The following is a 13212-nucleotide window of genomic DNA, read 5'->3' on the forward strand; positions in this document are numbered from 1 at the left end:
TCGCGATATTAGACGCGGGCGATCTCGTTCAGACGCGCCCATAAGCCAGTTATTTCAAGTAACTGATTGATTTTTATAGTGATCGTTAAGCTGGCACGCGGCGGCATCAAGAACGCCGCAGCATCACGCCTCAGGCACCGGGCAACTCAAATCCCCTTCCTTACACTTCAAGTAAGTCTTGAAGGCTTCGACCCGCGCCTTGGTCAGCGCCGTGGTGCAGTTGCTATAGATCAGCGGGTAAACACTGCCTCCCTCCACTCCGGACGCCGAGAACTTGCACTCGGCATCGCGAAACGCAATCCATGAGCGCTGGGCACCGACCAACAGCTTCTTGGCGTCAGGGCTGTCCTTCAATCGCGTGGTGATCTGCTGGTAAAGCGCATTCAGCTCCTTGTCGGCGGCCTTGTTCTGCTGCGCTGCGCACTGATTCATCGTCGTCTGGTCGGTGGCGTTGTCGCAGTCGACGGCATGCGCAAGAGGGGTGAACAGCAGCGGCGTCAGTGCCAGGAGCAAGCGTGGGTGCATGGGAATTCTCGCTGTGACAATTGAAAAGAGGAGGTTGCAGTGTAGCGAAGACGCAGGCTTCAGCTTGTAGAAAGGGCGCCTGAAGCCGCGAGTAACTGGTCCGCACAAACCTGGATGTCAGCGCGCCTGTGCAACTTCGCCAGCCAGCCTTCAGGGATGGCCTGCGCACCATAGTGAGCCCCGGCCAACTGACCGACGATGGCGGCAGTGGTATCGGCGTCGTCACCCAGGTTCGCGGCTTCGAGGATGGCGGCTGCAAAACTGTCAGTGTGGTGAAAGCACCACAAGGCCGCTTCCAGTGATGCAACGCAGTAGCCGCTGCCCCGGATATCGTCTTTGGACTTGTCGAGGTAGTCGCCTCGGGCGATGGCCATGACTTTTGGTTCCAGGAATATTGTCTCTGGCAGGCGCTGCAAATCCGGCTTGGTGGCGCCTAGCAATGCCTTGCGGAGCAGTTCGGCAAGCAACTGACAGCATTCAAGTGCCTCCGGCGCGGCATGGGTAGTACGCGAACTGTCTACGGAAAACGTCCTGATCCGGTCGCGGTCGGGAAAGTAGTACAAGACTACCGGCGCCAGCCGCATCAGCGAACCGTTGCCCGCCGTGTCGGGATCGGAGGAGCCTGCGAATGGCTGACCGGTTTTCTGATAACGAGCCAGCGCGTCACGTACGGTCATGCCAATGTCGAAGCATTCGCCGGTCGAACTCTGGTAACCCCATTGCCACCAGTTGAGGTAACGGCCCATCTGGTCAGCCGCATCAAAACCTTTTTTGTTCAGCAGACTTTCAGCCAGGCAAAGTGCCATGGATGTGTCATCGGTCCATTGCCCCGGCTTCAGATTGAACGGGCCGCCGCCAACCATATCGGTCAGGGGCTCGAACGAGCCGCGTGGCTGGAATTCGACACTGGTGCCGATAGCATCTGCGCAAGCAAGCCCAAACAGGGTTGCGCGATAACGCTCCGTGAGTGAAGGCTGCATGAATCTTCCTTGTAAGGTTGCACGTCGTTGCAAACGTTAGCAGTTTCAATCCGTTGACTGTGCCTTTCAAACCAGAACTTATGGCCAAAATCGAGGCCGAATATTTCAGGTACGGTTGATTGCATCAGCCGTTTGATACAACTTTTAGGTTGGTCTTCTGGTCTTTACGGGCCTACTGTTCAATACAGGAGGTGACTTATGAACCCAGCATCAGATCGCATCGAAAGGAAGATCCTGCTCAAGGCGCCGCGCTCGCGGGTCTGGCGCATGCTGGCCAATGCCGAAATGTTCGGACAATGGTTCGGCGTGGCACTCGAAGGCAAGCGCTTTGTCGCCGGCGAGTGGACCCAGGGGCAGATTACGTATCCTGGTTATGAGCACTTGTTGTGGAATGTACTGGTGGAGCGGGTCGAGCCGGAGCGGGTGTTTTCGTTTCGCTGGCACCCGTATGCGGTGGAGCCGGAAGTCGATTACTCTCAGGAGCCCACCACGCTGGTGAAATTCGAACTCCAGGACATGGACGAAGGCACGCTGTTGACGGTCGTCGAGTCCGGTTTCGATCACGTTCCCCAGTCGCGCAGGCTCAAGGCTTTCCGCATGGACAGCCGTGGCTGGGATGAGCAGATGAACAACATCGAACAGTTTCTGGCAGAAAACACCAAGGCCCACGAGCGTCAGGGAAGTTGATGGCTGCAAGCCGCGAAATTCGCGGCTTCGGCCCATGATGGTTGATACGTCCAAGGGTTTTCGGAAGGGTGGCTATAGCGAATGTCTTACACGCGGTAGTAGCTATATCGTCTATTGCTGATTGGATCCGAAGCGTAATCTAGCCCCATCAACTGAAGCACAGGAAGTGCTCAGGGTCACGGATGATCGACCATAAGCAAGGATTGCTGCCGACAGGGAGTCGATATGGTCTTGGGAAAACCCGCTTCGGCGGGTTTTTTTTCGTCTGCAGGAAACTGCGACCGATCTCCCGTACCTGTACCCGTACTAGTAGCAGCTGCCGAACGCAGCCTTCGGCAGCTGCTACAGGGGCTGCTTTCAGGTGCTGAATGGTCAATGGCTTACACGCAGCCGCTGTTATGTCGTCTTTTGAAGCTTCATCGATGTGTTTAATCTGGATCCATCAACTGAACACAGGACGTGTTCAGGATCACGGATGATCGACCATACGCCAGGATGGCTACCGACAGGATGTCGCAATGGTCTTGAGAAACCCGCTTAGGCGGGTTTTTTTATGGGTGTCAGAAAAGTCCGTCAGATGTCCACGGCTTCACGCAGAGTCTCCAGGGCGCGCTTCAATACGTCGAGGCTGATCGATCCCATGGCCACCCGCAGTGCAGGAGGCACGTGAGTCGTCGTGGCAAAGGGATCGGCGCTGGTCACCTGCACGCCTTTACGTTTCAGCTCGGCAACCACCGTTTCGGCCCGCAAGCCTTCGGGCAATCTGAGCCAGAGGTAGTAGGAAGCGGGATGCGCCACCAATTCGCAGTTTTTCAGGATTTGCCGAGCCAGGTCCTGTCGCTGCCGGGCGTCCAGGCGTTTTTGCTCTTCGAGGTTGTCGACTTCGCCGCTATCGATCCAGCGGCAGGCCAGCGCGACGGTCAGCGACGGGGTGCTCCATGTCGACACTCGGATGGCTTGCTCCAGCGCCGGCATCATCGCTTTCGGTGCAACGATGAAACCGATGCGCAGGCCCGAGGCAACGCTTTTCGACAGGCCGCTGATGTACAGCGTGCGCTGCGGGGCCAGGGTAAACAGCGGTTTGGGGGCCGGTTCTGCGAGGAAGGCATAGGCGCCGTCTTCGATGATCAGAAAGTCGTATCGCTCGGCCAATTGCACCAGGCGTTCACGGTCGGCGATGGACATCACCGTCCCCAACGGATTGTGCATCGTCGGCATGCTGTAGAGCGCCCGCACGGGGCGCCGCTTGCACAGCGCTTCCAGGGCGTCGAGGTCGGTGTGCCCGGCGATTTGCGGGAGGGCTTCGAGGTCCAGCCGATGGGCCTGGGCCAAGGTTTTCAGGCCGGGGTAGGTGAGGGCGTCGAGGGCCAGAATATCTCCCGGCTTGAGCAGTGCCATCAGCGTCACGGCAAGACCTTGCTGGGCGCCGTTGACGATCAGAACCTGATCGCCCCCCACCCGAATGTCCCGATTGCGTAAATGCCGGGCCGCCGTCTGCCGTTCATGCGGCCGCCCGCCCTGAGGCGCGGAATGCAATAGCGCATCGATATCCCCGGAGGCGGCAATCGCTCGCAAACCCTCGCGCAATAACTCGTCCTGACCGGGTACCGACGGGTAATTGAAGGTCAGGTCCACCGTGCCGATGCCCAGTGGTTGCTGTTCCAACCCCAGTCCGCGAGGCAAGGACGTGTCGCGCACAAAGGTGCCACGGCCGGTCTCGCCGACCACCAGGCCGATCGCCTCCAACTCGTGATAGACCCGCAAAGCCGTGGCCAGGGCGATCCGTTCGCTCTGCATCAACGCGCGAATGGTCGGCAATTGCGTGGCGGGTGGCAGTTCACCGCTGCGAATCTTCCCGGCGAACTGATCCACCAGGCGTTTGTAGCGAATACGGGTCATGGGTGAGCGCTCTTTGTATCTGGATCAATTTTTTGTTTGTATCAGATTGGCGCTCTAATCTACAGGCTTTCCAGGACGGAGACTTCGCTGTGATTGACCCTGCGACCTTATCGATTTTCGTCGGCGCGGTGATGCTGTTGCTGCTGTCACCCGGGCCGAACATGGCCTTCGTAATCAGCCATGGTGCCAGTTATGGCTGGCGCGGCGGTGTGGCGTCGGGATTGGGCATTGGCCTGGCCGATCTGATCCTGACCGCGCTGACCGCGATGGGGGTTACGGCACTGGTTGCCAGTTGGCCACCGGCCTTCGACCTGATCCGTTATGCCGGCGTTCTGTACCTGCTGTGGCTGGCGTTCAAAGCGTTGCAAAAGCCATCGGCCAGCGGCACGTCGGATGTTGCGCAGGTGCCGCTCAAGACCCTGCTGATCCGGGCGATGCTCAACAGCCTGCTGAACCCCAAGGCCTTGCTGTTTTTCATGGTGTTCCTGCCGCAATTCGTTAACGCGCAACGAGGCTCGATTGCCGTACAGCTGGTGCTGCTGGGCATGGTGCTGACCCTGGTCAGTGGCGTGTTTCACACCCTGCTCGGGGTTTTCGGCAGCACGGTCAGCCGGCGTATTTCCAGCACGTCGACATTCGCCACATGGCAGTCATTGGGGCTGGCCGCGGTATTGCTGTTGCTCGCCGTCCGGCTGGCCCTGATGACACGTCCGGCCTGACTCATTCACTGAAAAGGAACCTCTGCATGTACATCGCATCGTTTATCTACAAACCCGGGCAACGAGACGAGGAGTTCAACCTGTTGAGCACGTTGATCGACGAAGTCGCGATCAGCATCGAAGGGTTCGTCGGTACCCAGTCCTGGTGCTCGGCCGATGGCGAACTGGTCAACGCCAGTTACTACTGGCAGGACGAAACCTCTATCCGGGAATTCGCCAGCCACCCCAGGCACCTGGAGGCCAAGCGCCAGTACCGCAAGTGGTATGCGGGTTATCAAGTGGTGATCGCTAAAGTGGAGCGGGCTTATGGCGATGACTCGTTCGAGCTGTTTGTGCCGAATGGCCGGCGTGAGTGACTGGCTGCGGGGTATAGCCCCCCGCGGCCATCTCTTTCACTGGAGGTCGAGTTTCGCCGCTGCACGTTCGGTGATTTCCGTACGTAATTTCAACGACCCGGCAGCACGTTTACGGGCTTCCTCCAGCACGCCGGCTGGTGCTGTCTCGGGGCTGCCCGAAGCAAACGGCGGTGCCGGGGCGTATTCCAGCTGCAATTGCACCAGTTGCGCGGTGTCCTTATCGAACAATTCAGCGGCCAGGGTCAGGGCAAAATCGATTCCCGCGGTGATCCCGCCACCGGTCAGCAGATTGCCGTCGCGCACCACCCGATCCTTCACCGGGATCGCCCCCAACAGCCCGAGCAACTCGTGATACGCCCAGTGCGTGGTGGCGCGCTTGCCCTTGAGCAGCCCTGCCGCGCCAAGCACCAGGGCACCGGTGCAGACCGAGGTGACATACCGCGCCGTGGCGGCCTGAGTCTTGATGAAGGCCAGGGTTTGTTCATCCTCCATCAATGGGCCGACGCCGCCACCTCCGGGAATGCAGATCACATCCAGCGGCGGGCAATCGTCGAAGGTGATGGTCGGTTTCAACACCAGCCCGGTACTTGCGGTGACGGGCACCAGGTCCTTCCAGATCAGGTGCACCTTCACGTCCGGCAGCGAGGCCAGCACGTCATAAGGGCCGGTCAGGTCCAATTGTTGAACCTGTGGAAACAACAGTAAACCGATCTGCAACGTCATGGCGTTTTTCTCCTGATTGGGGTGGACGGCTTCACTGTAGGCTCGTAGGATTTGGCGAATACGCCAATAACCCCACGAATTACGCCAATCATGCCAAACCACCCGAAAACCATTCATGTGCTGGCCTTCGCCAACGTGCAAGTGCTCGATGTCACCGGGCCGTTGCAGGTGTTTGCCTCGGCCAATGACATTGCCCGCCAGCAAGGTCTGCCGCCGCCCTATGCGCCGTCAGTGATTGCCAGCGGTGGCGGGGCGGTGATGTCGTCGGCGGGGTTGGCACTGTTGGCAGAACCGCTGCCGAATCGGGGCAGCGACACCTTGATCATTGCCGGTGGCTGGGGCGTTTACGCGGCAGCGCAGGACGCGTCGCTGGTGGCGTGGGTGCGTGAGCATGCGCGAGATTGCCGGCGGGTATCGTCGGTGTGTACCGGGGCGTTTTTGCTGGCGGCCAGCGGCTGGCTTGATGGTCGACGGGTGGTGACGCACTGGACCCGTTGCGAGCAATTGGCGCAGCAGCATCCCAAACTGCAGGTCGAACCCAACCCGATCTTCATCAACGACGGTCCGGTCTGGACCTCGGCCGGGGTTACCGCGGGCATTGACCTGGCGCTGGCCATGGTCGAACAAGACCTCGGCCGAACCATGGCCCTCGAAGTCGCCCGGCAACTGGTGGTGTTTCTCAAGCGTCCGGGGGGCCAGTCGCAGTTCAGCGTGACCCTGTCTTTGCAGAAAGAAGGCAACCGATTCGACGAGCTTCACGCCTGGATCAGCGAAAACCTCACCAAGGACCTCGGCATCCCGACCTTGGCCTTGCAGGCCGGGATGAGCGAGCGCAGCTTCGTCCGTCACTACCGCGCCGACACCGGCCAGACCCCGGCGCGGGCCATAGAACTGATTCGGGTCGAGACCGCGCGACGACTGCTCAGCGACACCGGCGTACCGATCAAACGGGTCGCGGTGCAATGCGGGTTTGGCAGCGAAGAAACCCTGCGCCGCAGTTTTCTGCGGGCCTTGGGCGTGACACCGCAAGCCTATCGCGAGCGGTTTTCCGTCAGCCCTTCAGCAGATCCAGTATTGCCCTGAGCGTCGCTTCGGGTGCTTCCTCGGGAATGTTATGCCCGACGCCCGCCAACACTCGGCGTTCGTAGCGGCCGGTAAAATGCTCGGCGTCTTCATCGACTTCAGGCGCGGGCCCCACACCGTCATCGGCACCGCACAGGGAAATTGTCGGCACGCTGATTGCCGGTTGTCGGGTCAGCGCTTGTTCCATCCACTCTAGCGCTGGGTCGCCAGGCGTATACATGAACCGGTGCCGGTACGAGTGAATTACTACGTCGACGAAATCCGGATTATCGAAGGCTGGCGCGCTCAAGGGATATCGTTCGGCATTTTGCGCCCAGGTCGGTGACCACAGGCGCCAGAGCAGTTCGCACAGGGCCCGGCGGTTTTGGGTCAAGCCTTCCACGCCGCGCGGGGTGTGGAAGTAATACTGATACCAGAGACGATGTTCAGTCAGCGGATCCAGAGGCTGGGTGGAGCGGGGGATGTTCTGCAGGTTGTAACCGTCCCCGGTCACCAGGCAGCGCACCCGCTCCGGCCTTAGCGCCGCGACAATGCACGCCGCCCGACCGCCCCAGTCATAACCGCACAGCGCGGCTTGTTTGATGGCGAGGGAGTCCATCAGGTCCAGCAAATCCTGGGCGAGGGCGGCCTGCTGGCCAGAGCGCAGGGTGGCGGGGGAGTTGAAACGGGTCGGGCCGTAGCCGCGCAGGTAGGGAACGATCACGCGGTAGCCCTTTGCGGCGAGGGTTGGGGCGATGTCGTCGTAGGCGCGGGGGGAGTAGGGGAAACCGTGCAGAAGGATGACTGGGTCACCGGTGCTGGGGCCGTGTGTTTCGCAGGCAATATCGAGGTTTGGCGTCAGGACATGTTGGATCTGCATTCGATGCTCCATGGGCTGTCTATCAACGGCTGATTCAGATCGACCTGAGGCCTTGCTTCTCAGGCTTCCACGTCCGCTACCTGGTTGAAATACTTCGACCGATCCGGCGTAAATGTCACGACCATTCTGGTCCTGGAACAGGTCAACGCCCGTTCTGCGCTCAGATCAATATCCAGATCTTCCCCGCGTAACCCTTGCCATTGGGCGAGGTATTTGAGGGATCCGTATTTTTCGAGTTTCTTCAGGCTGCGGCTGACGCCACCTTTCCAACCCAGCACCGGGAGTTCGCCGGTGAGGCATTGGTGGGCGAGGTCGGGGAAGCGGGCGGCGCGCTGACGGCCGATTTCCCAGCATTTGATCAAGCCTTTGTCGGGGCCTTCCCACAGTTCAGTCCGATTCAGGCCTGATCGGAGTGGGACGTTGATGCTGCGATGGATGCGCTGGGTCATTCTGGTTCCTTGAATTCGGGTTTTGTTGGACAGCTCCGCTGTGCCCGTTGAGCGTGGATGGTAGGGATGGATGTAGGTGCTGGCAACAAGGTATTTCCGGATGTAGGAATCAGTTACCAAGTGTTGATTGGGCTGGTTTGTTTAGTGAATGTAGGCGATTGGCCTACGCAATCCTGTGGCGAGGGGGCTTGCCCCCGTTCGGCTGCGCAGCAGTCGCTAAGCCAGTAAATACGGTGCTTCTGGAGGAATGTGGTTGCAGATTTCAGGGCCGCTGCGCGCCCCAACGGGGGCAAGCTCCCTCGCCACGGGAGGTCAGTCCTGTCAGGCAGAGTGTGTTTAAGTTCATCGCGGGTAGGTCTTGATCCTACAAAAAGTGTCGTAAAAGTAGATATTTCTGACGAGTTTTGGCGGTAGTCACAACGGCGGTACCGAAGCCAGCGCCACCCACAGTTGAACGGTATACATCTGTAGGAGCGAGGCTTGCCCGCGAAGCAGTCACCTCAGTCTCAAGGCTGCCAGAAGTTCTTCTCCCCACTCAACTTCCGATCCAGAAAGCTCGCCGCGCTGATCAGCGCCAGGTGCGTCAGTGCTTGTGGTGTGTTGCCCAAGTGCCGCGCGTGGCTGTCTAGCTCTTCGGCGTACAACCCCAACGGGTTGGCGTACCGCAGCAATTGCTCGAACTCCAGCTGCGCCTTTTCTACCTGGCCGGCGCGGGCCAGGCATTCGACGTACCAGAACGAACAGGCAGCGAAGGCGCCTTCGGTGCCGGGCAGGCCGTCGATCTGGCTGTCGTCGTTGCGGTAGCGGTAGACCATGCCCGCGCGCACCAGGTGTTTCTCGATGGCTTCGAGGGTCGCGATCCAGCGTGGATCCTTGGCACTGACGAAGCGCACCAGCGGCATCAGCAGCATCGAGCCGTCGAGGCCGGTGCCGCCGATGTGCTGGACGAAATGCCCGCGTTCTTCGTTCCAGAAGTTGCTCCAGATGTCGGCGTAGATCGCTTGACGGGTCTGGTCCCAACGGGCGAACGGGGCGGGCAGCGAGCGTTTGGAGGCCAGCCGGATGGCCCGATCCAGCGCCACCCAGCACATCAGTCGCGAGTGCAGGAAATGATGCTGCTCGCCGCGCATTTCCCAGATGCCAACGTCCTTTTGCTGCCAGGTTTCGCAGACCTGATTGACCACTTCCACGGTGTGTTTCCAGCCTTCGTGGGAGATCGCCTCACCGTACTTGTTGACCAGGTACACCGCGTCCATCAGCTCGCCGAAGATGTCGAGCTGGATTTGTTCGTAGGCCTGATTGCCGATGCGCACCGGCGTCGCACCGCCATGGCCGGACAGGTGCGCAAGTTCGACTTCCGGCAACTCCTGGCGGCCATCGATGGCGTAGAGAATATTGAGTTTCATCGGTTTACCACGGCAATCACTGACCCTGCCGCGCAGCCAGCGCATGTAGGCGTTGGCTTCCTCGACGAAGCCCAGGCGCATGAAGGCGTAGACGGTGAACGAGGCGTCGCGGATCCAGGTGTAGCGGTAGTCCCAGTTGCGTGTGCCGCCGGGTGTTTCCGGCAGGCCGAAGGTGGCGGCGGCGAGGATGGCGCCGTGTTTGCGCGAGGTCAGCAGCTTCAGCGCCAGGGCCGAGCGATTGACCATTTCCCGCCAGCGCCCGCGGTAATTGGACTGGCCGATCCAGTTGCGCCAAAACTTCAGGGTGCGCTCCAGGCACAGATCGGCGGCGCCTTCCTTGAAGCGCGGATCGTCAACGCCGCCGAGCAAAAACTCGGCGCTCTGGCCCTGTTCGAGGGTGAATTCGGCAATCGCTGCGTTGCCCTCGACGCGCAAGGGCTGATCCGCACACAGCTGCATGGGCGGCTGACCGGTGGCCTCGAAATACACACTGCGGCCGCGCGCCCGCGCCTTGGTGTGAGCCCGCGCATAGTCATGACGCAGGTTGCACAACATCTGAATCGTCGCTTGACCGCTGACCACGCGCACCCGGCGCATCAACATCGGCAAATCATCCTCGCTGTCGCCGATGGGCAGCAGGTCGGTGACTTCGACCACCGCATGATCGCTGAGCCAGCGGGTTTGCAAGACGTTGGTGTCGGGCAGGTAAATCTGCTCGCGGCGGGCGTCGGGCAGGTCCGGAGCCAATTGGAAGATGCCGGCTTCGGGGCTGTCCAGCAGCGAGCAGAAGATCGACGGGCTGTCGAATTCCGGCCAGCAGAAAAAGTCCACGCTGCCCTTGTCGTTGACCAGCGCCGCGCTGCGCATGTCGCCAATGATGCCGTGGGCGTCGATCGCGCTTTGTCGTTCGGAAGGATCAGCCATTGCCGCAGAACTCCGGGAATCGAGGGCTTAACCAGCTGACTGGTTTAAGCCACGGAGAGTTCATTTGGCGCCGAACCGCGTTCACACTCAACCAACAATTCGGCGCTTTCCCGCAGACCGACGCTGTGGCAAGTTGCAGGCCCTTGTTGAGGCCCGATCCCATGGCAAACCCCTACCGCGAGCTGTTCCACGCCCCAGGCGCCCGTGCCTTTGTGCTGGCCGGGATGATCGCGCGCATGCCGATTTCCATGACCGGCATCGGGCTGATCACCATGCTCTCGCAGCTCCAGGGCGGTTATGGCCTGGCGGGCTCCATCGCGGCGACTTTTGCCCTGGCCACGGCGTTTTGTGCGCCGCAGGTTTCGCGGCTGGTGGACCGTTTTGGGCAAGGCCGGATCTTGCCGGTATCGGCACTGGTCGGTGGCGGGGCGCTGTTGATGCTGTTGCTCTGCACCCGCTTGCAGGCGCCGCACTGGACGTTGTTTGCGTTTGCCGCGCTGGCCGGTTGCATGCCGAGCATGTCGGCGATGGTGCGGGCACGCTGGACCGAGTTGTATCGCGGTCGCCCTGAGTTGCAAACCGCCTATGCGCTGGAGTCGGTGCTGGATGAGGTGTGTTTTATCGTCGGGCCGCCGCTGTCGGTGGGGTTGTGCGTGGTGGCGTTCCCCGAGGCGGGGCCGTTGGCGGCGTTGCTGATGCTGGCGATCGGGGTCACGGCGCTTGTGTTGCAGCGCGGCACCGAGCCGCCAGTGCATCCCCATGAAGAACACCATCAGGGTTCGATCATCCGCTCGAGCGAGATCCAGTTGTTGATGCTGTTGATGGTTGCCATGGGCACTATTGTCGGTGTGGTGGATGTGGTCAGCGTTGCCTTCGCCGCGCAGCAGGGGCAACCGGCGGCCGCGAGCATTGTGCTGTCGGTGTATGCCATCGGTTCATGCCTGGCCGGGTTGGCGTTCGGCGCGCTGCGCTCGAAACTGCCGCTGCCGTTACTGTTTCTCTATGGCGGGGTAGCGACGGCGGTGACCACGTTGCCGTTGCTGCTGGCGGCGAATATTGTCGGCTTGTCGCTGGCGGTGTTCGTTGCCGGGCTGTTCTTCGCTCCGACCCTGATTGTGGCGATGGCGCTGGTGGAGCGCATCGTGCCGCCGGCCAAACTCACCGAAGGCCTGACCTGGCTGGTCACCGGTTTGAGCATCGGCGTGGCGATCGGCGCGGCCAGTTCCGGCTGGCTGGTGGATGCGTTCGGGGCGCGCAGCGGGTTCTGGGTGTCGATTGCCGCGGGTGCCGTGGTGTTGGGGGCGGCGGTGCAGAGTTTCCGTCATTTGAAATAGCCCGCTGCTCCCGTAAGGGATTACCAGCCTCTTCCCGAATTCACCCAGAAATTCACCGACAACGATGTCGAGACCGATTCCACCTGATGGAACCAGCCTTCGGGCAGAAACAGCAGGTCGCCGGCCTCCAGGGTTACTCGCAGAAACGTCACGTCTTGCGCGCCGGGGAAACGCTGGTAATCCGGCGCATCCGGGTTGAAATCACAACCGTCGAGCCCGCCCTGCGGGGCTGTCGACCAGGTGCCGAGGGCTTCACGGTGATGGGGCGCGGCGAGGGTGAAGGTTTTCTGGCCCCAGACCTGAGCGAACAGGTTGTCGGTGTCGTCGCGGTGCAGCGGTGTCAGCGTGCCCTTGGGGCCGATCCAGATGCGGGGCGGGATGAGCAGCGCTTGATCGAAGTAGGGCGGGTACTTGATCTGCTCCATCAACTGCGCCGGCAGGATGTTGTTGCCCATGTACGCCGGAGGTTCGCCATCGGCGCTTTTCACTGCCGGGGTGTCCAGCGAAGCGATGAACTCGGCCATGGAGGTGGAGCGGAAATCCCGCTCCGTGGAGAAGGTTTTCTTCACGTAATCGCCGTGGCGGGTGATGCCTTGCAGTTCGGCGAAATGCACCAGCGATTCTTCGCGGCTGAGCTTGAACAGGGGCCAGTCTTGCAGGGCATCGCTGATCACCAGCGGAATCCCGTGGGGCAGGTAGCGCGTTTCGAACTCCAGCACTGACAGTTCGCGACGTGGCCGACGCTCCACCGAGCGTTGGGGCGACAGGCTGGCGGAGACCTTTTCGCTGAAACGCGGCGGGGTCGGGTAGCGCTTGTTCATGTCGACCTTTTCCACCACGCCGCCACCATGGCGGGCGTGATCGATGATCTGCGGCAGCATCGTCGCCAGGCCCATGTTGCCGCCGATTTTCAAGCGGCCGCTGGCGAACAGTTCCTCGACATTGGCCATGCCGCCCATGATCCCGAGAAAGTCCTGTTCCGCGACTTCGATGGTCACGTCGGGGCTGGGATGACGGCCGGCTTCGGTGCGGCTGCTGGTCTTGACCTCGGACCAGTACGCCTGATGCGGGCCGAACACGAATTGAAAAACCCCTTCGATGCCGACGGCACCGGCATTGGCGAACAGTTTGCCCAGGATGGTCTGCAGGTCCACGGCGACGCCTCTTGTTGGTTTTGGTCTGAGCTGGTTTTGGTTTGAACTGATTCTGGTTTGAAGAGAAACGAGCACCTGCAGCGGAGATTTAACCGACGCTGACTAATTTGCGCT

13 protein-coding genes are annotated in these 13212 nt (G+C 60.8%); 5 read left to right on the forward strand and 8 right to left on the reverse strand.

What is annotated here, in order from left to right; all coding sequences use genetic code 11:
* Positions 1-123: 123 nt before the first annotated feature.
* Both ACEN8R_RS05045 and ACEN8R_RS05050 read right to left on the reverse strand, forming a co-directional pair.
* The gene (locus tag ACEN8R_RS05045) at positions 124-525 is read right to left on the reverse strand and encodes a lysozyme inhibitor LprI family protein (RefSeq protein WP_018925326.1); all 402 of its coding nucleotides are present in this window, start codon (positions 523-525) and stop codon (positions 124-126) included.
* A gap of 59 nt (positions 526-584) precedes the next feature.
* The gene (locus ACEN8R_RS05050) at positions 585-1505 is read right to left on the reverse strand and encodes an ADP-ribosylglycohydrolase family protein (protein WP_018925327.1); all 921 of its coding nucleotides are present in this window, start codon (positions 1503-1505) and stop codon (positions 585-587) included.
* Between the two features lie 198 nt (positions 1506-1703).
* On the opposite strand from ACEN8R_RS05050, the gene ACEN8R_RS05055 reads away from it, so the two are divergent.
* Positions 1704-2192 carry an SRPBCC family protein gene (locus tag ACEN8R_RS05055; RefSeq protein ID WP_018925328.1) on the forward strand — a complete coding sequence of 163 codons (489 nt, stop codon included), beginning with the start codon at positions 1704-1706 and terminating at the stop codon, positions 2190-2192.
* Positions 2193-2765: 573 nt separating this feature from the next.
* Here ACEN8R_RS05055 and ACEN8R_RS05060 read toward each other — a convergent pair.
* On the reverse strand, positions 2766-4091 hold the full coding sequence (locus tag ACEN8R_RS05060) for an aminotransferase-like domain-containing protein (RefSeq protein WP_495624591.1): 1326 nt from the start codon (positions 4089-4091) through the stop codon (positions 2766-2768).
* Between the two features lie 89 nt (positions 4092-4180).
* Between ACEN8R_RS05060 and ACEN8R_RS05065 the strand changes: the two genes are divergently transcribed.
* Both ACEN8R_RS05065 and ACEN8R_RS05070 read left to right on the forward strand, forming a co-directional pair.
* Positions 4181-4810, forward strand: a complete 630-nt coding sequence (locus tag ACEN8R_RS05065) for a LysE family translocator (RefSeq protein ID WP_018925330.1) — start codon at positions 4181-4183, stop codon at positions 4808-4810.
* Between the two features lie 26 nt (positions 4811-4836).
* Entirely contained in the window at positions 4837-5166 is a 330-nt protein-coding gene (locus ACEN8R_RS05070; RefSeq protein ID WP_018925331.1) for an antibiotic biosynthesis monooxygenase, read from the forward strand.
* A 36-nt stretch (positions 5167-5202) separates the two neighbouring features.
* Here ACEN8R_RS05070 and inhA read toward each other — a convergent pair whose 3' ends face one another.
* The gene (gene inhA / locus ACEN8R_RS05075) at positions 5203-5889 is read right to left on the reverse strand and encodes an isonitrile hydratase (protein WP_064619088.1); all 687 of its coding nucleotides are present in this window, start codon (positions 5887-5889) and stop codon (positions 5203-5205) included.
* 90 nt (positions 5890-5979) lie between these two features.
* Between inhA and ACEN8R_RS05080 the strand changes: the two genes are divergently transcribed.
* Entirely contained in the window at positions 5980-6972 is a 993-nt protein-coding gene (locus ACEN8R_RS05080) for a GlxA family transcriptional regulator (protein ID WP_495624592.1), read from the forward strand.
* On the opposite strand, the gene ACEN8R_RS05085 is transcribed toward ACEN8R_RS05080, so the two are convergent.
* The 3 genes from ACEN8R_RS05085 to ACEN8R_RS05095 form a co-directional block, all read right to left on the reverse strand.
* A complete protein-coding gene (locus tag ACEN8R_RS05085) occupies positions 6941-7831 on the reverse strand; it encodes an alpha/beta fold hydrolase (protein WP_495624593.1) in 891 nt (296 codons plus the stop codon). The two genes, ACEN8R_RS05080 and ACEN8R_RS05085, sit on opposite strands and share 32 nt — an antisense overlap.
* A 59-nt stretch (positions 7832-7890) precedes the next feature.
* On the reverse strand, positions 7891-8280 hold the full coding sequence (locus tag ACEN8R_RS05090) for a hypothetical protein (protein WP_495624594.1): 390 nt from the start codon (positions 8278-8280) through the stop codon (positions 7891-7893).
* A 506-nt stretch (positions 8281-8786) separates the two neighbouring features.
* The gene (locus tag ACEN8R_RS05095; protein WP_495624595.1) at positions 8787-10610 is read right to left on the reverse strand and encodes a glycoside hydrolase family 15 protein; all 1824 of its coding nucleotides are present in this window, start codon (positions 10608-10610) and stop codon (positions 8787-8789) included.
* A 161-nt stretch (positions 10611-10771) separates the two neighbouring features.
* Between ACEN8R_RS05095 and ACEN8R_RS05100 the strand changes: the two genes are divergently transcribed.
* Positions 10772-11944, forward strand: a complete 1173-nt coding sequence (locus ACEN8R_RS05100) for an MFS transporter (RefSeq protein ID WP_495624596.1) — start codon at positions 10772-10774, stop codon at positions 11942-11944.
* Positions 11945-11964: 20 nt separating this feature from the next.
* Here ACEN8R_RS05100 and ACEN8R_RS05105 read toward each other — a convergent pair whose 3' ends face one another.
* A complete protein-coding gene (locus ACEN8R_RS05105; protein ID WP_495624597.1) occupies positions 11965-13098 on the reverse strand; it encodes a cupin-like domain-containing protein in 1134 nt (377 codons plus the stop codon).
* Positions 13099-13212 lie beyond the last annotated feature (114 nt).

It is taken from the genome of Pseudomonas sp. Pseusp15 (genome assembly GCF_059492165.1).

What these genes read in the sequence shown, in the direction of transcription:
- ACEN8R_RS05090 (WP_495624594.1), bottom strand. Translation starts at nt 8,280, where the DNA reads ATGACCCAGCGCATCCATCGCAGCATCAACGTCCCACTCCGATCAGGC.
- inhA (WP_064619088.1), bottom strand. Translation starts at nt 5,889, where the DNA reads ATGACGTTGCAGATCGGTTTACTGTTGTTTCCACAGGTTCAACAATTG.
- ACEN8R_RS05050 (WP_018925327.1), bottom strand. Translation starts at nt 1,505, where the DNA reads ATGCAGCCTTCACTCACGGAGCGTTATCGCGCAACCCTGTTTGGGCTT.
- ACEN8R_RS05060 (WP_495624591.1), bottom strand. Translation starts at nt 4,091, where the DNA reads ATGACCCGTATTCGCTACAAACGCCTGGTGGATCAGTTCGCCGGGAAG.
- ACEN8R_RS05055 (WP_018925328.1), top strand. Translation starts at nt 1,704, where the DNA reads ATGAACCCAGCATCAGATCGCATCGAAAGGAAGATCCTGCTCAAGGCG.
- ACEN8R_RS05080 (WP_495624592.1), top strand. Translation starts at nt 5,980, where the DNA reads ATGCCAAACCACCCGAAAACCATTCATGTGCTGGCCTTCGCCAACGTG.
- ACEN8R_RS05085 (WP_495624593.1), bottom strand. Translation starts at nt 7,831, where the DNA reads ATGCAGATCCAACATGTCCTGACGCCAAACCTCGATATTGCCTGCGAA.
- ACEN8R_RS05095 (WP_495624595.1), bottom strand. Translation starts at nt 10,610, where the DNA reads ATGGCTGATCCTTCCGAACGACAAAGCGCGATCGACGCCCACGGCATC.
- ACEN8R_RS05070 (WP_018925331.1), top strand. Translation starts at nt 4,837, where the DNA reads ATGTACATCGCATCGTTTATCTACAAACCCGGGCAACGAGACGAGGAG.
- ACEN8R_RS05100 (WP_495624596.1), top strand. Translation starts at nt 10,772, where the DNA reads ATGGCAAACCCCTACCGCGAGCTGTTCCACGCCCCAGGCGCCCGTGCC.
- ACEN8R_RS05045 (WP_018925326.1), bottom strand. Translation starts at nt 525, where the DNA reads ATGCACCCACGCTTGCTCCTGGCACTGACGCCGCTGCTGTTCACCCCT.